The 18204-nt window shown below is 62.7% G+C and carries 18 protein-coding genes and 2 pseudogenes; 1 reads left to right on the top strand and 19 read right to left on the bottom strand.

The genetic code is table 11. The features are described from left to right. Positions 1-72: 72 nt before the first annotated feature. Complete coding sequence (locus tag NKJ23_RS07365) at positions 73-642, top strand: ATP synthase subunit B family protein (RefSeq protein ID WP_352679508.1); 570 nt, start codon at positions 73-75, stop codon at positions 640-642. On the opposite strand, the pseudogene NKJ23_RS07360 reads toward NKJ23_RS07365, so the two are convergent. The 19 genes and pseudogenes from NKJ23_RS07360 to NKJ23_RS07270 form a co-directional block, all read right to left on the bottom strand. Next, positions 639-1159, bottom strand: a pseudogene (locus NKJ23_RS07360) (ferritin-like domain-containing protein). The gene NKJ23_RS07365 and the pseudogene NKJ23_RS07360 overlap by 4 nt on opposite strands. 88 nt (positions 1160-1247) lie before the next feature. Next, positions 1248-1493 carry a hypothetical protein gene (locus NKJ23_RS07355; RefSeq protein ID WP_352679505.1) on the bottom strand — a complete coding sequence of 82 codons (246 nt, stop codon included), beginning with the start codon at positions 1491-1493 and terminating at the stop codon, positions 1248-1250. Continuing rightward, positions 1490-2539 (bottom strand): M20/M25/M40 family metallo-hydrolase, encoded by a 1050-nt coding sequence (locus tag NKJ23_RS07350; RefSeq protein WP_352679502.1) that lies wholly within the window; start codon positions 2537-2539, stop codon positions 1490-1492. The genes NKJ23_RS07355 and NKJ23_RS07350 overlap by 4 nt, the downstream gene beginning before the upstream one ends. Further along, a complete protein-coding gene (locus NKJ23_RS07345) occupies positions 2461-2886 on the bottom strand; it encodes a hypothetical protein (RefSeq protein ID WP_352679499.1) in 426 nt (141 codons plus the stop codon). Before NKJ23_RS07345 ends, NKJ23_RS07350 begins: the two co-directional genes overlap by 79 nt. 391 nt (positions 2887-3277) lie before the next feature. Next, complete coding sequence (locus NKJ23_RS07340; protein ID WP_352679496.1) at positions 3278-4099, bottom strand: IclR family transcriptional regulator; 822 nt, start codon at positions 4097-4099, stop codon at positions 3278-3280. A 56-nt stretch (positions 4100-4155) separates the two neighbouring features. After that, positions 4156-5355 carry an aminotransferase class V-fold PLP-dependent enzyme gene (locus NKJ23_RS07335; protein WP_352679493.1) on the bottom strand — a complete coding sequence of 400 codons (1200 nt, stop codon included), beginning with the start codon at positions 5353-5355 and terminating at the stop codon, positions 4156-4158. A 30-nt stretch (positions 5356-5385) separates the two neighbouring features. Beyond that, complete coding sequence (locus NKJ23_RS07330) at positions 5386-5877, bottom strand: RidA family protein (RefSeq protein ID WP_352679490.1); 492 nt, start codon at positions 5875-5877, stop codon at positions 5386-5388. A 13-nt stretch (positions 5878-5890) separates the two neighbouring features. Continuing rightward, positions 5891-6883 carry an ABC transporter ATP-binding protein gene (locus tag NKJ23_RS07325; RefSeq protein WP_352679487.1) on the bottom strand — a complete coding sequence of 331 codons (993 nt, stop codon included), beginning with the start codon at positions 6881-6883 and terminating at the stop codon, positions 5891-5893. Then, a complete protein-coding gene (locus tag NKJ23_RS07320; RefSeq protein ID WP_352679863.1) occupies positions 6880-7887 on the bottom strand; it encodes an ABC transporter ATP-binding protein in 1008 nt (335 codons plus the stop codon). Before NKJ23_RS07320 ends, NKJ23_RS07325 begins: the two co-directional genes overlap by 4 nt. Before the next feature lie 8 nt (positions 7888-7895). Continuing rightward, positions 7896-9119 (bottom strand): amidohydrolase/deacetylase family metallohydrolase, encoded by a 1224-nt coding sequence (locus NKJ23_RS07315; RefSeq protein ID WP_352679484.1) that lies wholly within the window; start codon positions 9117-9119, stop codon positions 7896-7898. Next, positions 9119-9982 carry an ABC transporter permease gene (locus NKJ23_RS07310; RefSeq protein ID WP_352679481.1) on the bottom strand — a complete coding sequence of 288 codons (864 nt, stop codon included), beginning with the start codon at positions 9980-9982 and terminating at the stop codon, positions 9119-9121. Before NKJ23_RS07310 ends, NKJ23_RS07315 begins: the two co-directional genes overlap by 1 nt. Continuing rightward, positions 9982-10923 (bottom strand): ABC transporter permease, encoded by a 942-nt coding sequence (locus NKJ23_RS07305; RefSeq protein ID WP_352679478.1) that lies wholly within the window; start codon positions 10921-10923, stop codon positions 9982-9984. The genes NKJ23_RS07310 and NKJ23_RS07305 overlap by 1 nt, the downstream gene beginning before the upstream one ends. Positions 10924-11028: 105 nt before the next feature. Then, entirely contained in the window at positions 11029-12567 is a 1539-nt protein-coding gene (locus NKJ23_RS07300; RefSeq protein ID WP_502902505.1) for an ABC transporter substrate-binding protein, read from the bottom strand. A 436-nt stretch (positions 12568-13003) separates the two neighbouring features. Continuing rightward, positions 13004-13414: pseudogene (locus tag NKJ23_RS07295) on the bottom strand (PIN domain-containing protein). Further along, positions 13411-13659, bottom strand: a complete 249-nt coding sequence (locus NKJ23_RS07290; protein ID WP_352679475.1) for a type II toxin-antitoxin system VapB family antitoxin — start codon at positions 13657-13659, stop codon at positions 13411-13413. Before NKJ23_RS07290 ends, NKJ23_RS07295 begins: the two are co-directional and overlap by 4 nt. A gap of 472 nt (positions 13660-14131) precedes the next feature. Further along, a complete protein-coding gene (locus NKJ23_RS07285; RefSeq protein WP_352569919.1) occupies positions 14132-15421 on the bottom strand; it encodes an ABC transporter substrate-binding protein in 1290 nt (429 codons plus the stop codon). A gap of 28 nt (positions 15422-15449) precedes the next feature. Further along, positions 15450-16286, bottom strand: a complete 837-nt coding sequence (locus NKJ23_RS07280) for a carbohydrate ABC transporter permease (RefSeq protein WP_352569920.1) — start codon at positions 16284-16286, stop codon at positions 15450-15452. Next, positions 16276-17223 carry a carbohydrate ABC transporter permease gene (locus NKJ23_RS07275; RefSeq protein ID WP_352569921.1) on the bottom strand — a complete coding sequence of 316 codons (948 nt, stop codon included), beginning with the start codon at positions 17221-17223 and terminating at the stop codon, positions 16276-16278. Before NKJ23_RS07275 ends, NKJ23_RS07280 begins: the two co-directional genes overlap by 11 nt. Positions 17224-17247: 24 nt before the next feature. After that, a complete protein-coding gene (locus NKJ23_RS07270; RefSeq protein WP_352679472.1) occupies positions 17248-18111 on the bottom strand; it encodes a TauD/TfdA dioxygenase family protein in 864 nt (287 codons plus the stop codon). Positions 18112-18204: the final 93 nt, after the last annotated feature.

Here is an 18204-nt window from a genome sequence, read left to right as displayed (position 1 = left end):
GCACGGGCGCGTCAGTCGGCGCAGGACCTGTTCCAGCGCGAGCCTCTGGCGATAGCCGCGGTGGGCCTTGCCGTGGGCACCGCCATCGGCGTGATGCTGCCTCACACCGCCGCGGAAGACGAGCAACTTGGCGCCTACCGTGACAAGCTTCGTGACAGTGCCGAGGACGTCTTCGAGAAGGGCCTGGAGCAGGCCAAGCAGGTCGCCGCCGAAGCCTATGAGACCGCAAAAGAAGAGGCTGACCGACAGGGCACCAGCGGCGATGCCGAGACGTTGGTCGACCGCGTCGGGGAAGTCGTAAAATCGACGGCAAGCAAAACCGAGGAAGCCATTCGCGATCGTTTGCCGGAGTCGGACGACTCCCGGATCGGAGGAGTCTCCGAAAACTACGCCATAGCGCTGTCGCCGGTCTTTCGTGGTGACGCCTGTCGCGGGCCGCCCCGCCGTCGGAATGTTTCACCCGGGGTCAGAATGTCGGAAGTCCGCCAGGGGTCCGCCACCTTTCCAGCCGGCTGTGATTGCCGGGGCATCAATCGATCAAAAACGGAGGCTCTCCGTCCGGTCCTGAAAACAACCACCCCGTCGCGGTCGATCCGCCGAGGGTGGTTGCCAGGAACTCCTCTTGGCCAGCGGGCGGCCTAGCTCTTGGCGGTCTCTCCCGGCTCACGCAGCCTGGCGTATTGAAAGGTTACGTCGCGCAGGTTCTGCTTCAACCAGTCGGCCATGGCCTCTTCTTCGTTCAGGTTTTGCTGAAGAGAGCTTTTTGCCCGGTTGAACGCTCCGGCCTCGGCGAGCACGAGCAGGGAGTTGTGGGCGCGATCTCATAGTTTTCGAACGCAAAATTGGCGAAGCTGTTCTTGAGGATTTCGTCACCGGCTACGGAATGTCCCATCGCCGCCATGCTGCCGACCATCGACATGGCTGTGTCCTTGAAGGTCGAATGGTCCTCATCAAGGCCGTCCAGAATCGATTCGAGCCGGGCGATCTGCCCTTCTGTCTCCTGGATGTACTGCTGCAGGCGGTCGGCGACCTGCGGATAGTTCTCCATCCGCTTGACTTGAGGCTTCATGATCGACAGCGCCTGATTCTTCATGGCGTTCGCGTTGCGCAACCCGACAATGAAGATCGAGCGGGTTTCGGAATTGACATCAGTGTCCATCGGATTTCCTCGCCGGTGGATCTGACATCCAGACCTTGGCGTTGAAGATTTGTTCCTGGCAAGGTGTCGAGGCATAGGGCTTTCGCGCCTATTCCGGCTTTGTAAGAAGTGCAGCACAAACATCGCTCACGACTTGTGGCAGGACGTCGGAAGCGTGGCCGATATGCAGACGCTCGAGCGGCGTGTGGTAGTCTCGTCCCCACGGGCCGATATTGATGGTGGGAATGTTGGCTAGCCCACCTGACTTCGGCCAGCGAATGCCCTCCCCCCACATCGGCGTGTTGCGGGCGACGACGTCGAGACCGGACTCGGCGGCCTCCCCAAAGAAGCTCATATCCGAGATGCCGGCGAAATAATCCGCACAGCTGATTGCTGAGCCATAGCGGGCGCTTGCGCCGGCGGCGATGTCCGAGACGATGGCGCGCGCAGCCTCGCCGCTGCCGGCTTCTCCGAAAGGCCCGTCGGCAGATAAGGTATCGAGCCGAAGCCGGTGACGATTGCCGGTCCCAGCAAGCGGCTCAATCGCCATGCCTCCTCGGTGGCCAGCCGGCATTGCTCCGGCAGAGGAAGATCGCCAGCGGCAAGGGACGCTCCAACCGCGCCAAGCCTTGATCTTGCTTCCGCATCGAGACGGTCCAGCACTGCCTCGTAACGATACAGGGGAATTGTTTCGACGAGATCGATCGCGGCGCTGCCGTGCTGGGAGCGCCGCCGCCGCTTCAGCTCCGTCAGGCAGGCAGAAACAGCATCTGCGCACAGCCGATCGAAACGATCAAGCACCTCATCGGGCGTCCAGCGATAGCTCAGCACGTTGAAGGTGGCGAAGGCCGTAGCCGGCGTTGTCACGTCATAGCCGGACTTGCCGTCGCGGATGCTGAGCAGACTCGGCGGCGTGCCCTGAACGTCCTGGAAATCGTCGGTAAGCTCCGATGCCCATTCCACCCGGGCGGCTATTGCGGCGGTAACCGCTGCGGCATTCAGGCCATTCAGGGGAAAACCGCTATGCGCGGGAACTCCGACGACATAGGCGGTCGGAAGCAGCTTGCCCACCGTTCCGAGCGCGATGATGCGACCCTTGCTGCCGTCACCGTCGTCGGCGATCGCATCGAGATTGATCGCCGCCAGGATATCCAACCCGCGCTCGCTGGCAATGGTGGTAAAAGCCTGTGCCGCCTTGCGCGCACCGGCAGAATTGTTCTCTTCGTCGGGAACGGCGATGAACAGAAGGTTCCCGCCCGGATCGGGGCTTTCGGCGAATTCGGCGCAGACCGCCAGCCCGGCGGCGAGGCCGGCCTTCATGTCTAGCAGGCCGCGGCCGGCGAGAAACTCTCCCGAGACGAAATCGTCCCGCGCCCGCCTGGCGGCAGGCGCATCGGCCATGGCCAAGCTTTGCTCAGCGCCTTGGTGAGCTGTTGCGGCTGGGTGGCCAGATTTTCCAGCTCGCCATAGTCGCGCGTTGTGACGGTGTCGTAGTGACCGGTCAGCACAACGGTGGCGCGGCCAGTGCCACGGACCAGCATCCCCACGCAGTGCCGGCGGTCTCCCAGTTTGACCTCTATGGTCCAGGTTTCCGCGTGGCGAAACGCGGTCTCGCGGCGCAACCCGTCGGCCAGCCATAGGCCGAACGCGGCTTCGCCGTCGGTGCCGGTGACGCTTTTCCGTTCGGTCAGCGCGATTGCCCAATGTCTGGCACGGCCCGCCTGGCGGCTCGTCGCTCCACTGTTCATCACTATCCCACGCAAGTGAAAGAACCCGAGCTTAGTGCGGCCCTCAGCCTTCTCAAGCGCATTTTCCTAGGGCGCGCGATCTGTCGCTCTGCAGGCGCCTGGGCCGCCATGATCTTGGAACCCTTTTAGCGGTGAAGGATTAAGCCTTGGTCGCGACCTTCGGTGCGCCCGTTATCGCCACAACATCGCCATGCGACAGTCCTACTTTGCCGACCGAGCGAAATTCTTTGGTTGTAACGTGACCCCGTGGCATCGCTCACACCAGCTCGCCATCCGGACATTGTGTGCAAGTGAGCGACACGCCGGTCCAATGGGATCATTTCTGGTTCGGTGAGCGGGATGTGCAGAAGCGCACCATCCCGCCATTTTGCCAACTCGCGCCGGGCGTTGGTTATGGCCGGTCGGCCCGCCAACCGAGCCGCGACTCGATGCGGCGCGCACTGGTCTTGACCATCGTAATCAAATCCGGGTTCTTTTGCTTCAGCTTCACGTCCGGGACGACGATCGAGATCGTGGCACGGCAGGCTCCTTGGTTGTCACGGATGGGAGCCGCAATGCAGGCAACTGAAAAGTCGGATTCACCAGCCTGGATCGACAGGCCCTGCTCCAGTGCTGCGGCGGCCGCCCGAGCGAGCACATCCTCGTCCGTCTCGGCGCGTCCAGTCGGAGAGGCGATCGCGGATCGGGCGAAAATTGCGCGGCGTTCGGCTTCCGGCAAATGGCCGACGAGCAGCCGGCCGGAGGCAGTCCAGTTCAGCGGCGTTCGGGTCCCGACACGGGATGTGACCTGGAAATGATCTTTGCCCTCTTCCATCGCAAGCACGACCATGTGGTCACCGTCACGTCCGCATAGCTGGATCGTCTCTTTCGAACTCTGGGCCAGCTCGTGCATCTCCTGCGTTGCCACATTGAGCAGGTCCAATGTGCGAGCATAGGTCAGGCCGTACTGATAGAGCCGCGGGCCCAGCCAGAGCAGGCCGCCGTCCTTGCGGTCCAGCAGTTCCTTTTCGACCAGATCGTCGACGATAACGTAGATCGTCGAGAGGGGGGCGCCGATGTCGTGTGCTATCTCATACGCCGTTGCTGGCCGCCCCTGCTTTTGCAGATAATCGAGGATCTGCAGCGCACGGTCGATACCGCTGGTGCGCGAGCGGCGGGGCTCCCGTGCGCCTTCGGCCGGGTTCAGGTGCAGGTCGGGCGCTGTGGTGGGCATGGCATTCTCGGTTTTGCGTGCACTGTAAGGCAGCCGGGCATTTACCACAGCCACCCTCAATCCGGCCAGTTGAGGATCGCAGCCTCGCGGGCCATGAGACGCTCGTTCCATGGTGTGGCGATGATCGCATTCGACTTGCGCGCGCCATCAAGCTCCTCGGCAAGCCGTGCCGCCACGACGAATTCTTCGTCGGGATGCAAATTGCATGGATCGAGGAAGAAATAGCCGTGCTCGACCTCATGGTCGCGGACGACCACCGGCGGATTGCCGGCTGCCATCCGGTCGGCCAGATCCCAAGCCGTAATGCGGGCTTCGCCGGCATCAACCGACACCTTCAAGCGATCGAGCGGATTGCTGGTCGGGTCGGGTACGATGGCCGCGGCGATGCCAGGCCGCCCCTCGAGCGCTTGCGCCCAGCAGTCGAGCGCTCGGCGTTCGCGAGCACGGATACCGTCATGGTCACGCGTTTTCCAGGCCTGGAGAGCAGCGAGCGCACCGACGATGCCTTCCTTGCCGACCTTCATGCCGCGCCCGATGCCCCGGTTCTGCAGATAGACGTCGCGCACCCGTGCCTTCGAGCCTGCGACGATGCCGGATGTCGGGCCGCCCAGGAATTTGTGACCCGAATACAGCACCAGATCGGCTCCGCTGGCGAGAAAACCCGCCAGGTCGTATTCGGACGCTGCGTCGACGATGACCGGGACCCCGCATGCATGGGCGGCTTCGACGAACATCTTCAGCGGGATTTGCCCATACTCTACGACATGGTGCGACACGACATAGATTGCTGCAGCAGTGCGCTCGGTGATCGCGCCTGAGAGCTGATACGCCGAGGCGCTGGTCGCCTGACCGACCGGCACGACATTAGCGCCGGCGAGACGGATCGCCTGTTCGATCGGTGCGCCGTAGCTGACCATGTGGCCGGACTGGATGACGACCTCGTCTTTCAGTCCGGCGGTATCCGGCAGCCGTTCGATCGCGGCAAGGTCCGGGCCGGTCATGCTGGCCGCCACGGCCAGGCTGATTGCGGCGGAACAGGAAGCGGTGATGAAGCCGGCCTCCGCGCCCGTCAATTCGGCGATCACGGCGCTGGCCTTGCGGTGCAGATCGGCCATTTCGACAAACTCGGTGAGAATGCGGGACAGAGCCTCGACAGCCGCGGGAACGACAATGGAGGCGCCGAGCGAGGTCATCGTGCCAGAGACGTTGATGACGGGCCTGAGGCCCAGATGGCTGCGGATATCGTCGACAGGCATGGTCTTGTGCTCCGGCTATTCGTGATGCGATCAATCAATGGCGATGACGGCTTCGATTTCGACGCTGATTCTTCCCGGCAGTGATCCGTGGCCGACCGCGGAGCGGGCATGGGTGCCGCGCTCGCCGAAAACATCGATGAGCAGGTCCGAGCAGCCGTTGATCACCGCGGGGTGGTCGGCGAAATCCGGCGTGGCGTTGACCATGCCGAACACCTTCACCACACGCCGCACGCGGCGCAGATCGCCGAGCGCTGCGTGCATGACGGCAATGAGGTTGACACCGGTCAGCCGCGCATGGGCATAGGCCTGATCGACGGTGACGTCGGCACCAACCTTGCCCGTATAGACCCGGCCGTCGGCCTCACTCGGCCCCTGGCCGGACAGGAACAGCAGCTTACCCTCCTGCACATGCGTGACAAAATTGGCGATCGGCGGCGGCGCCTCGGGCAGCGTTATTCCAAGCGCCAAAAGCCGGTCGTAGGGCGTGCTTTCCGGTCGCTTCATGAGCTCGGAAAAAGTCATACACAAACTCCAATCAGATCGTTTTTTCGTTGTGCCGGATGCAGGCCACGTGATGCCCGCCGCCGATATCGTCGAGGGGCGGAATGATTCCGGCGCAGGCAGCAATTGCCTCCGGACAGCGGGTGCGGAAGACACAGCCGGAAGGCGGGTCAATCGGGCTCGGAATGTCGCCGTGCAAGACGACGTGGGTGCGCCGGCGAGTCGGGTCGGGTACGGGTGCCGTCGCCAGCAATGCCCTGGTGTATGGGTGCCGCGGCGCGGCGTAGAGAAGACGGCTCGGTCCACGCTCCATGACGCGGCCGAGATACATCACCACCACTTCGTCGCAAAGGTATTCGACCACCGAGAGGTCATGCGCGATGAACAGCAGCGTCAGGCCGAGCCGCTTTTGCAACCCACCGAGCAAGTTGAGCACCTGCGCCTGCACCGACACATCAAGCGCCGAGACCGGCTCGTCGGCGACGACGAATTCCGGCTCGACGGCGAGCGCGCGCGCAATGCCGATGCGCTGGCGCTGGCCGCCGGAGAATTCGTGCGGGTAGCGCTTGGCGTGATCGGGTGACAGGCCGACCAGCGTCAGCAGTTCGGCGACCCTGTCGGCACGCCGCTTGCCTCGCGGAAAGCCGCGTGCGTCGAGTGCCTCGCCGATGATGGCGGCGATGCGCATGCGCGGGTTGAGGCTGGAGAATGGATCCTGGAACACGATCTGCAGCTTTTGCCGGTAGCCGCGCATTTCACGTGCGGACAGCGAAAAGAGATCGACGCCGTCGAACAGCGCCTTGCCTCTGGTCGGCTCTACCAGCCTGAGGATGGCGCGCCCGGCGGTGGTCTTGCCGGAGCCGGACTCGCCGACCAACCCGACCGTCGAGCCGCGTCCAACATCGAAGCTGACATCCTCGACAGCATGAATGATGCGGCCATTGCGGGCGGGAAAATGCTTCGTCAGACCCTGCACGCTGAGCAATGGCGCAGCCTCCGCACGACCGGCGATCACCGGGGCGCTCACAGCTCTGCACTCCTGATGCAACGGGAAGCGCCATGCAGTCCTGCCGGCATCAATGGCGGCGGTGCCGCCCGACAGGGCGCAATAGCGAAGTCACAGCGCGGCTCGAAGGCGCAACCCGGCGGCAGTGCGGTGATCGGCGGCACGCTGCCGGGAATGGAATAGAGCGTCCGGCGCTCGCCGTCGTCACCGATGTCGCGCGCGGCATTGGGCGTGCAGGCCAGCAGCCCCCTCGTGTAGGGATGGCGCTGGTGCGCAAACAGGTCGTTGACCGGTGCCTGCTCGACGACACGGCCGCCATACATGACGACGACATCATGGGCGATCTCGGCGACGACGCCGAGATTGTGGGTGATGAAAAGGATCGACATCCCCATCTCGACCTGAAGGCGACGCAAGAGATCGAGGATCTGCGCCTGGATGGTGACGTCGAGGGCAGTAGTCGGTTCGTCGGCGATCAGCAGCGACGGATTGCAGGCGAGTGCCATGGCGATCATGACGCGCTGGCGCATGCCGCCGGACATCTGGTGTGGATAATCGTCGAGCCGCGAGACGGCGTCCGGAATCTCGACATGCTTCAGCATGGCGAGCGCACGGCTGCGCGCTTCCTGCCGGTTCACCGGCTCGTGCAGGGCGATCATTTCGCCGATCTGATCGCCGACCGTGAAGAGCGGGTTCAGGCTGGTCATCGGCTCCTGGAAAATCATTGCGATTTCCCGGCCGCGTACCTTGCGGAATTCCTTCTGGGTAAATCCGGCGAGGTCGTGCACATGCTCCTGCCGGTCGCGGAACAATATCTGGCCGCCGGCGATCCTTCCGGGCCGTGACAGCAGGCCCATGATCGACAGGCTGGTCACCGACTTGCCGGAACCGGATTCTCCGACCACGGCCAGCGTCTTGCCGTGCTTCAGGTCGAAGGTGACGCCATCGACCGCCTTGGCGGTAAGGCGGCGGGTCTGAAACCAGATCCGCAAGTCCCGAACCGACAAGATGATCTCACTGGCGATCGCGCCGCTCATGATTTCCACCCGCAATGCGGACAGACGGGCACACTGCCCGCAGACCCTTCCGGCGGCAGGTGGCGGTGGGCAACGATCGCCTCGGCGCCGAGGACAGCGCAGCGCGGCTCGAATAGCCGGTGCAGCGTGCTTGTTGCCCCTTGCGAATCCTTCACGGTGAGTTCGGCCTCGACGAGGTCGAACAAAGTGAATTCCGCTGGCCTGCCCTTTTCCAGCAACCCGTCGGCGGGCAACCGGATGGCGCGGCGCGGCGCCGTCGTCGAGGCCGTGACCACATCCTCGAATGCCATGCCGAGCGACAACAGCTTCGACATGGTGGTTGCCATATCCCACACCGCGCCGTCGAGCGAACGGTTGTGCAGATCGGTCGAGATCGTCTTCGGTGGCAGACCGCGCTCTAGCGCCGCCCTGGCGACATCGAAGGAGAAGGAGGCGCCGCCGTGGCCGACATCAAGCACAATGCCGCGCCGCGCCGCATCCTCGGCGAGCCGATAAAGATCGTCGTCCTCGATGATCGAGCCGCCGGCCTTGCCATTGAAGCAATGAGTGACGATGTCGCCTTCGCTCAGCAGGCCGAGAACGTCGTCATAGAGTGGCGGCGGCTCACCAACGTGCACCATCAGCGGCAGCTTGAGGATGCGCCCGAGCTTCTTCGCCAGCCGCACCGGCGTCAGATCCCAGCCGCCGGTAATGACGTGGCTGGCACGCACCTTCAGTCCGACGATGACGTCGCGGTTGGCCTCGACGGTGGCAATGGTGCGGTCGATATCGATCGAGCGCATGTCGATCAGCTCACTGACACGGTTGCAGGCGACGAGACCGATCGAACCTATGTTCAGGAACGCGTATATGTTCTCTCGCGCCGGCTCTATGATGAACTCGCGAAAGCCGTGGAAATTGGCTTCGCCGGCCGAGCCGGCATCGACCATCGTGGTGACGCCTCGGGCGGCGCCACATTGCTGCGGCCGCAGCGAAATGTCGGTGCCGCCGTACCAGACATGCACGTGGAGGTCGGTCCAGCCGGGCGACAGGAACGCGCCATTGGCGTCAAGCATCTTCACATCGTCACCAACGGCGATCGTTGAGCCAGTTTCGGCGATGCGGCCATCCTTGCCGATCAGCACGTCGATGGTCTGGCCAAACCCGCCGCCGAAGCCGACTGGTTTTGCGCGCTTGATCAACAGCGGCCTTTCGGATTGGGAAGAGCGATTGCCGAACATCAGATGTCCTTTGCCAGACGAGGATCGAGAAGGTCGCGCAAACCGTCGCCGACGAGCTGCAGCGACAGCACGGTGACGACGATGGCGCCGCCCGGAAACATCATGATCCAGCCGGCCTGATCCATGTATTGACGGCCGGTGGCGATCATTGTGCCCCAGGTCGGGATGTCGGGCGATATGCCGACGCCAAGGAAGGACAGACCGGCCTCGGCCAGGATGGCGTTGGCGAAGATGAAGGTTGCCTGTACCAGCAATGGAGAGGTGACGTTGCGCAGGACGTGCCGCACCAGGATAACCGGCGTCGGCACGCCGAGTGCGCGGGCCGCCTCGACATAGGGGAGTTCGCGAATGACCAGCGTCGAGGCCCGCACCACGCGTGCGAGCCGCGGCGCATAAACCACGCCGAGGGCGACCACGACATTGAAAGCGGTGGCCCCTAGTGCCGCCACGAGCGCAATTGCGAGCAATATGTCGGGAAAAGCCATCATGGCGTCGATCAACCGCGACACCGGCGCGTCGAGCCTTCTGAAGAAGCCGGAAGTCAGTCCCAAAACGACGCCGATGATCGAGGCGAAGATCACGACAGCAAAGCCGACCGTCAGCGAAGTGCGCGCGGCGTAAAGCATGCGGGTAAAGATATCGCGCCCGAGATCGTCGGTGCCGAACAGGTGGTCGAGGCTCGGCGGATGCAGCCGGCTGGCAATGGAGAGCTTGGTCGGTGCGTAGGGGGCGATGACCGGCGCGAGGATTGCGGCGAGCACGATGACCATCATTACGGCGATGCCCACCGCCGCCGTCGGCCGGGTCATCAGCCGCGAGAGGATATTTGGCTCTGCCTGGAGCGGCACCGAGATAGCGGCCATCAGTAGCGAACCCTCGGATCGACAGCCAGATAGAGCATGTCGATGGCGAAATTGACCAAGACGTACAGCCCGGCAATGACCAGCAGCGCGCCTTGGATAACCGGATAGTCGCGCCGCAAAACCGCCGAGACGACCAAGCTGCCGACGCCGGGCAGGCCGAACACCGTCTCGGTCACCACCGCACCGGAGATGAGCAGTGCCGCGGTCAGGCCGATGACGGTGAGGATGGGGATCAAGGCATTTCTGAAGGCATGCTTCAGCACCACACGCCATTCGCTCATGCCTTTGGCCCGGGCGGTCCGCACATAGTCGTCACTGAGCACGTCGAGCATCGAGGCGCGAGTGAAGCGGGTGATCAGTGCCGAGCTTATGAGACCGAGCGCCAGCGCCGGCAGCACCAGATGGTCAAGCCGGTCGGCAAACGAAGCTCCCGGCCCTCCATAGCCAGATGTGTCGAACCAGCCGAGCTTCACGGCGAAGAACTGAATGAACAAAAGGCCGAGCCAGAAGCTCGGCACGCTGGCCGCGAACATGGCAATCGTGGTTGCCGCCTGGTCGAAGATAGAGCCACGCTTATAGGCCGACATGATTCCGACCGGCAGCGCGATGAGCGTTGCGATCACCAGGGAGAAGACGGTGAGAAAAAATGTCGGTTCGGCGCGTTGGGCGAGCGCGGTCGTGACCGGCTCGCCCAGGAAGATCGACTGGCCGAAGTCGCCTCGGACGACATCGAGAACGTAGCGCCCGAACTGTTCGAGGATGGAGCCGTCGAGGCCGAGCTTGGACCGCAGCGCGGCTATATCGGCGGCCGTGGCGTCTGGACCCAGCATGACCGCCGCCGGATCGCCGGGCGTCACCCGTACGATGACGAACACGATCGTGACGACCAGCGCCATGACGACGATCATGCCGAGAAGTCTGTTGAGGATTGAGCGCAGCATCGGCCATCTCTGAGCAATCGTCGAACGGTTTGCCGGGCGCCGGCTTTGTCGGCCGGCACCCGACCGCCTATCCTTGGGTTGAGGCGGAAGGTGGGAGGAGCCGTCTCAGTTGCCTTCCAGATAAGCGTTCCAGAAATAGGGCCATGGCGCCGGCGTCACGCCTTTCAGCTTGGGGGCCTGGGCGGCCAAGGCGTTGAAGTCGCCGACCTTGAACGCTGGGACCTCGTCATAGATCGCCTTCTGGACATCTGCGAACAGCGCGACGCGCTTGGCCGGATCGGCTTCGGCGTTGAACGCCTCAAGCACCTGGTGCTTGCGATTCGAAACCCACCAACCCGGCGAGGAATCCGACATTATGCCCGTGAGCGACGGCTCGGGCAGGAACGGACTGTGGGTAATGTAGATGTCCCACAGCGCCGGGTCGGTGCGGTTCTTGGTCAGCGTCGCCCATTCGACCACATCGAGTTGGACCTGGAAGCCGGCGGCTTTTAGATACTCGGCCGCGACCTGCGCCATCTTGTAGTGGAACTCGTACTGGCGGCTGGTGAGGATGCGCAAAGGCTTGCCGTCATAGCCGGCTTCCTTCAGCAGCGCCGCAGCCGCTTCGGTGTCGCCATCGGGCTTGTAGGGCTCGGTGCCGGCGTCCGTGTGCCAGGCAAAGCCTTGCGGGTACATGTCGCCGTCGGCTGCGAAGAAGTCCTTCGATCCGAATGCGGCGAGCAGCATGTCGTTCGGCGCCAGCGCCGCTTGTATCGCCTTGCGGATGCGAATGTCGGAATTCAGCCCCTGCTTGGTATTCAGGACGAATACCGGCCAGCCGAACGGCTTCAAGATGACCGGCTGGGTCTTGCCACCCGAGATTTTGTCAAAGGACTCGACCGGCAGCGAGTCAACATAGGCGAACTGGCCGGAGACAGCGCCTTCGACGCGCGTGTTCGCATCGGGAACCGGCACGAAACGGATTTCGTCGAGATACTGTTTTCTGGCGCCACCATAGCCGTTCGGTTCGCCGTCGCGCGACTTGTAACCGTCGAACCGGGCAAGCTGGATGTACTGGTCGGGTTTGCGTTCCTTCAACATGTACGGGCCGGTACCGACGAAGCTGGTCAGCGGCTCCTGTCCCACGTTTTCCGACGGGATGATGATCGCAGCGGCATTGTTCAGCGACAGAAGCGACAGAAGCGGCGCGAACGGCTTTTTCAGGGTGATTTTGATGGTGTTGTCGTCAACGGCGTCGACCGCAGCGATGACTTCGGCTGCCTGCTTGCCGCGCGTGGCAATCTTCATCCAGCGCTGCAGCGAAGCGACCACATCGGCCGAATTCATATCACTGCCGTCGTGGAACTTTACGCCGGTTCTGAGCGGAATGGTGTAGGTAAGGCCATCGGGCGAAATCTGTGGCATGTCGGCGGCCAACAGCGGCGTGATGCCCCAATCCTTGTCGAAGGTATAGAGCGTCTCGTAGATGTGCTGCGTGACGATGCCAACCAGATCGGCGGTCGAGGCCATCGGATCGAGCGTCGGCGGCTCCCCAATGGTCGCCACGTCGATCACTCCACCTTTAGCGGGCTCGGCCCAGGCAGCGCCTGTCGCCGGCAGCATAAGCGCGGCGAGCGAAGCGACGATTTGCAAGAAACGCTTCATCTTGGTTCCCTTCGCTGTGTTCCATAGTAATGGAATTTGTATCCTAGTTACGGATCAAGTAAACGCATCTGAATATGGCAACGTCAAGCTTTTTTCGTCGAGCGGAAGTCGCGCGATTAGGAGCCGTTGATGATCTTCGTGCGCCAAGGGCGTGGCTCGCCGTCCCGTCCAAGAGCCGGCATCACACCGTCGTCCAGCGATCGGAAAAACCTCAGGTAGATGGTGGGACAGAATGAAGCAAAGGAGCCGAAGGATACTACGCACCCCAACAAGACCCGCTGGCATCAGCGCTTGATGGGGTTGATAAGTGCAAAAGCAGCTCGGCCATGCCTCAGCAGCGCCGGCGCGACCGTTTCCGGGTCAATCTCACCAAGGAATCGGGGCTTAGGGGATGCCCCTCTCTTCCCGATGCTGAACGACGCCTACTTCCGAGGCGTCAAAACTCCCAAGGAGAGATCAGATCGAGGCCGGTCCTATCGAAGTCGCTCAAGTTTCGCGTCGCAAGGCGGCCTCCGTTGACACGCGCTATCGCGGCGATCATGCGTCGGGCGCGGACATACCCAGACCTTGGCGTGCAGCAGTTCCCATAATTGCCCCGTAGGCCAATGCGGCTTCCTCAGTCAGCCCGAAGATTCGGCCGGCGAAACGACGAGACCAATCGGACAAGCCCTGCTCCAGCCGCTCGGCACGCTGATCGGGTCGAATTTTTTGAATGCCGAAGGAAATCTCGGCGATTGTCACAGTCGGAAGCGCCAGTTCAGCATCATGGCGAACCAGCCATGCGTAGCGGCAGCGCTAGGCGCCTTCTTCAAAGCTTCAGAAACCACATGGTGTCCAGAAAGATCAAAGCTCAGGTCCTACATGAACCCGCTGATCGTCTCGGATCCCCGCTTCAAGGTCGATATCGGTGCCGTAAATCGTCGCGATGCGCGCGTAAAACATCGACGCAGGTTCGCGACCTGCCTCCCGCGCTTCGTAGGATTCAAGGGCACGTTCGACGATGTCTGCAATCGAACGATTTTCGCGACGGGCAAGCCGGTGCGCAAGGTCTCGCGCTCTGGCACTTCTTACGGAAAGTTGAGGCTCTGCCATGTGGGTCTCCTTTTCCGCAGATATAGCGCGGCAGCTTTGCGCCATCGAGATGGCAGGCGATGGCTTGCCATCTTGAGGGCAGAAGAGAATCTGCCGAGTTGATGCGCGCGCCTCATCATGCCTGAAAACGCGCAAAGATATGGCGCGTTGCTTACGCGGGCCGATCGCGCGCTGTAAGCAGCGCGAACGGGTGGTATCAGCAACCTGGAGATCGTCTCGCTGCATTCCACAGGAAGAATAACAACGACATTATATCCGCGTCCTCATCCCCGCCCGACCGTGGCGCCCGATCATTCATCCTCTTGCCACCAGCACGCTGCTAAGCAGTCCAGAGCTCGCGCCACCGAAGGCCCGGCCAATGGACATCGCCTCACCCGAGCCTCACCCGACAACAATTTTACGACCGCGCCTGATCCTCACCGATGAGCCGCCTGGTATGTGCGAGGCGACATGGCCACGTCGGTCCATACGATTACGCTGGCATCAGCGGCTTGACGCGGTCGACAATGGCGGCGACCGCTTCCTTCGGGTTCTTGCGACCGAGGACGGCGAGCTGAACCTCCTCGAGAAACGTCGACTGAGCGCGAGCGGCTTCGGGAAAAGCCGGGAAGGCTGGTCTCGCCTTGGCAAGGGCGGCAGCCTCGACCTTCGCCTGCGGCTGCGACCCGGCGAACGACGGCTCGGCATAGGTCGATGAGCGGACGGGGCCATTGCCGTTGCGCGCCATATCGAGTGTAGCCGCCTTGCTCGCTACGAAGCGGAGATAGCTCCAGGAGAGTTTCTTGTCCGCCGAATTGGCGGGAATGGCCATAGCCCAGGATTCGACGACCGGGTGCATTTCCTGACCGCTGCCGAGGGTCTTGGAGCCGGGGAACTCGATCGCCTTGATCTTTCCCGGCGCGGTCGACTGTTCCTTGTTGTTGAGCTGCGCGTAGCGGGCGAAAGGCAGCACCGCGAAGGCTGCGCGTCCCTGCTGCATCCAAGTCACCATGTCGTCATTGCGCGTCGTGGCGTAGCTGCGGGGGAGCGCCCCGGCCTTGAAGAGGTCGGCGAGCACGGACAGGCCTTTTTCCATCGCCTCCGGATCGGGAACCACCCGGAACTGCTTGTCGATAAAATCGCCGCCAAAGGCGCGGGCGAACATGACCGGGAAGACGGCGAGGTCGCTCGCAAGGATCATGCCGACGACCGGCGTACTGGACTTGGAGGTGAAGGTCAGCTTCTTCGCCTGCTCGACCAGCTCCTCCAGCGTGTCCGGTGGCGCCGAAATGCCGGCCTCCTGAAGCAGCTCCTCGTTGTAGAAAAGCCCCTGCGTGGCATGGCGCACCGGGATGCCGACGAGCTTGCCGCCGACGGTCATCGACTGGCGCAGGCCCTCGACGATATCGTCGAAATCCTCGATCGGCTCGGCTTTCCGGAGGTCGTCGAGCGGCTCGAAGAGCGAGGCGATCTGCGATGTCATGCGGTTGTCGATGATATAGCCGACGTTGAAATCGGTCTCGCTCAGGCTCGCCTCCCGGAATAGCCGGTCCTGGAGCGGATTGCTGTCGAGCGTCGTCCAGGAGATCTGGGCGTTGTTCTTGTCCTCCCAGGGCTTGATGACATTGCCGGCGGCGCCGGTCGTCAGGTTGGTTTGGTGGACGCGATGGCAAAGCACGTTCAGCGTCTTTACCTGAGCATGGGCCAACCGGCCAAATGCGCCCGTCGCGCCGGCGGCCATCGCGGTCGTCAGCAGGGCTCTGCGTGTCATGTGCAAAGGCATTGTCTTCCTCCCTTTCTCGGTGACGTCGTCACCCCTTGGTCGCGCCGGCGGTCAACCCGGCGACAAGAAACCGGTTCATCAGGACCACGAAGACGAGAACCGGCAGCAATTGGACGGTAGAGGCCGCAAAGAGCACGCCCCAGTCGACGCCATCGATCGAGCTGATCATCTCTGAAAGGACCAAAGGCGCAGTCTTGGCGTGGTTGGCGGTGAAGATATAGGCGAACAGAAACTCGTTCCACGCGAAGACGACGACGAAGACGGCGACGGCGAGCATGCCGGGCGCTACGAGCGGCAAGATGATCTTCACAAGGATCGTCAGCGGCCGCGCGCCGTCGAGGACAGCCGCCTCGTCGAGTTCGCGCGGCACCTGGTCAATGAACGTGCGCATCAGGAGCGTGCCGAGCGAGACGAAGAAGGTCGCGTAGAGCAGGATCAGCACCAGATGGGTGTCGTTGAGCCCGAGCCGATTGACGACCGGGAACAGTGGCAGCGTCACGACGATCGGCGGGATCAGCCGCGATCCGATCAGAAACATCACCGATCCCTCCAGGAAACGGACGCCTCGATAGCGCGAGTAGGCGAAACCAGCGAGCAAACTTGCCATGACGGCAAGCGCCGTTGCCCCGGTGGTGATGATCAGGCTGTTGACGAGCCCGTCGAAAAAGGCCGGCCAGCGCTGCCATAACGAGGCGTAGTGCTCGAAGGTCGGTTCGAAGAAGAGCTCTGGTGGAACCGCGAAAATCTCGCGACCGGGTTTGAACGACGAGAGCACGATGAAACCGATCGGAAACAGCGACCAGACGACGATTGCCGCAACAGCGAGCGTCTTTCCGGCACCGATGGCGAGACGCTTAGAACGCATTGGCCACGGATTCCTTGCGCAGCCGCCATACATAGCCAGTCGCAAGCAGCAGCGAGATGACGACCATCATCCACGCCGTCGCGGCCGCCGTGCCGAACGAGTTGTAGCGGAAGCCTTCCTGATAGAGATAAACGGAAACGACCTCGGTCGTGCGCGCCGGGCCGCCCTGGGTCAGGAGCCAGACCTCGGAAAAGAGGCGGAAGGCGAAGATGTAGCGGAAGAGCAGCGCGATCAGGATCGCTGGCGCCAGAAGCGGTAGCGTGATGTTGCGGAAGAGCTGGAACGCGTTGGCCCCGTCGGTGCGCCCAGCCTCGTAGAGCTCCTTCGGAACCGCGAGCCGTGCCGCATAGAGAATGATGAATGTGAATGGCAGGTGCAGCCAGATTGTCAGCAGGCCGACGAGGATGAGGCCATGGGAAGGGATGAACGTCCAGTCGAGCGTCGGCAGCCCGGTGTATCGCAGCATCAGCGTGATCGGCCCGACGTCTGGATCGAACAGGAAGCGCCACATTGCGACCGCCGTCACCTCGCTGATAGCGTAAGGAGCGAGCACCACGACGAGCATGACACGCTGGAAGGGAAGCCCGGAGGCGAAAAGCAGAGCCAGGCCGAGACCGAGCAGAAGTTCGATATGAACCGCGACGGCGACGACGAGGACCGTGTTCCAGATCGAACCCCAAAAATATGGATCGGTGAGGACGCGGATATAGTTATCGAGCCCAACGAAGCTTGCCGATTGGCCGAATGACGAGGCCTCGAAACTCAGCCACAGGACGAAGATGGAGGGCAGCACGATGATCCCAAGCACCAGGAGGTGCACGGGCGTCGCATAGAGATAGGCAGGCGAAAACGCGAAGCGCCGCCTCTTGGTCTCGCCAGCCGCTTCCGCCGCCCCTTCCCCTCTGTGGCCGACGGACGCCTCGGAACCAAATGCCATTGCTCCTCCCTGAGCGGTTGCGCGTCAGCCGTCCCTGGCGGCAAGTGGAACGGTGCCCTCCACCGTCGTTCGGTACATCACCCGGCGATATCCGGGATAATCGTTGATGGCAGTGTGCAGGACGTGGGGATTGTTCCACATGCCGAGCGTCTTCGGTTCCCAACGCAGCCTGCAGTTGAACTCGGGCCGGACAGCCCGCGCCATCAGGAAGTCGATCATCGGCTTGCTTTCTTCCTCCGTCATCCCCTTAAAATTGGTCATCACGCTGCTGACGAAGACATAGCGCCGGCCAGTCTTGGGGTGCCGACAGATCACAGGGTGCTCGACGACGGCATTCTCGATCGCCTCGACATCGGCCTTGACGCCCAGCCGACTGTGGGCCGCGTTGATGGCGAAGACCCCGCGGCCGCTATGGACGCCCGTCAGCCCTTGCAGGATTTCGACCAGCCGCGGCGAAAGCGAGTCATATGCCTTCTCGAGGCTTGAGAAGCATGTGTCGCCGCCGACCGGCGGCACCTCTTCACCGTAGAGGATCGTAATGCCTGGCGGCTTTGGTAGCCAGGCGAGGTCCATGTGCCAGTCCTCGCCGATCACCTTGCCCGTGTCGTCCGGCTCGCGCACGAAGCGCACGATATCGTCGAAGCCGTCGATCGGCGTGTGCACCGGATTGCCGCTAAATGGCCCGAACCGGCGCGCGACCTTGTGGACGCCAGCGGCGTCAAGCTCCTGATCGCGCACGGCGAGCGCATGATACTGGTAGAGCGCGCGGCGAACGTCTTCGAAAGCATCCTCGCTCGCGCCCGCCAGATCGATCCCGCGGATTTCTGCACCGAGCGCTCCAGTGAAGGGGCTGACCTCGAAACGGGTGAATTCGTCATCGCGTAGCACGTGATCCTCCCTTGTACGCGCCTCGTCGCCGCCACGGGCTGACTTACCTGTAAGTAAGTAACCCGGAGGCTAACATCTGTCAACTCGCCCTCG

It is taken from the genome of Mesorhizobium sp. M0184 (genome assembly GCF_040322215.1).
In the GTDB taxonomy this organism is placed as follows: domain Bacteria; phylum Pseudomonadota; class Alphaproteobacteria; order Rhizobiales; family Rhizobiaceae; genus Mesorhizobium.
Note: the sequence above shows the minus strand (reverse complement) of the source record. Positions and strands in the feature narration are given on the sequence as shown.

Bases quoted from the DNA above. Each gene is read 5' to 3' on its own strand.
- NKJ23_RS07355 (WP_352679505.1), bottom strand. From the start codon at position 1,493: ATGAGCTTCTTTGGGGAGGCCGCCGAGTCCGGTCTCGACGTCGTCGCC.
- NKJ23_RS07350 (WP_352679502.1), bottom strand. From the start codon at position 2,539: ATGGCCGATGCGCCTGCCGCCAGGCGGGCGCGGGACGATTTCGTCTCG.
- NKJ23_RS07345 (WP_352679499.1), bottom strand. From the start codon at position 2,886: ATGAACAGTGGAGCGACGAGCCGCCAGGCGGGCCGTGCCAGACATTGG.
- NKJ23_RS07340 (WP_352679496.1), bottom strand. From the start codon at position 4,099: ATGCCCACCACAGCGCCCGACCTGCACCTGAACCCGGCCGAAGGCGCA.
- NKJ23_RS07335 (WP_352679493.1), bottom strand. From the start codon at position 5,355: ATGCCTGTCGACGATATCCGCAGCCATCTGGGCCTCAGGCCCGTCATC.
- NKJ23_RS07330 (WP_352679490.1), bottom strand. From the start codon at position 5,877: ATGACTTTTTCCGAGCTCATGAAGCGACCGGAAAGCACGCCCTACGAC.
- NKJ23_RS07315 (WP_352679484.1), bottom strand. From the start codon at position 9,119: ATGTTCGGCAATCGCTCTTCCCAATCCGAAAGGCCGCTGTTGATCAAG.
- NKJ23_RS07310 (WP_352679481.1), bottom strand. From the start codon at position 9,982: ATGGCCGCTATCTCGGTGCCGCTCCAGGCAGAGCCAAATATCCTCTCG.
- NKJ23_RS07305 (WP_352679478.1), bottom strand. From the start codon at position 10,923: ATGCTGCGCTCAATCCTCAACAGACTTCTCGGCATGATCGTCGTCATG.
- NKJ23_RS07300 (WP_502902505.1), bottom strand. From the start codon at position 12,567: ATGAAGCGTTTCTTGCAAATCGTCGCTTCGCTCGCCGCGCTTATGCTG.
- NKJ23_RS07290 (WP_352679475.1), bottom strand. From the start codon at position 13,659: ATGGCAGAGCCTCAACTTTCCGTAAGAAGTGCCAGAGCGCGAGACCTT.
- NKJ23_RS07285 (WP_352569919.1), bottom strand. From the start codon at position 15,421: ATGCCTTTGCACATGACACGCAGAGCCCTGCTGACGACCGCGATGGCC.
- NKJ23_RS07280 (WP_352569920.1), bottom strand. From the start codon at position 16,286: ATGCGTTCTAAGCGTCTCGCCATCGGTGCCGGAAAGACGCTCGCTGTT.
- NKJ23_RS07275 (WP_352569921.1), bottom strand. From the start codon at position 17,223: ATGGCATTTGGTTCCGAGGCGTCCGTCGGCCACAGAGGGGAAGGGGCG.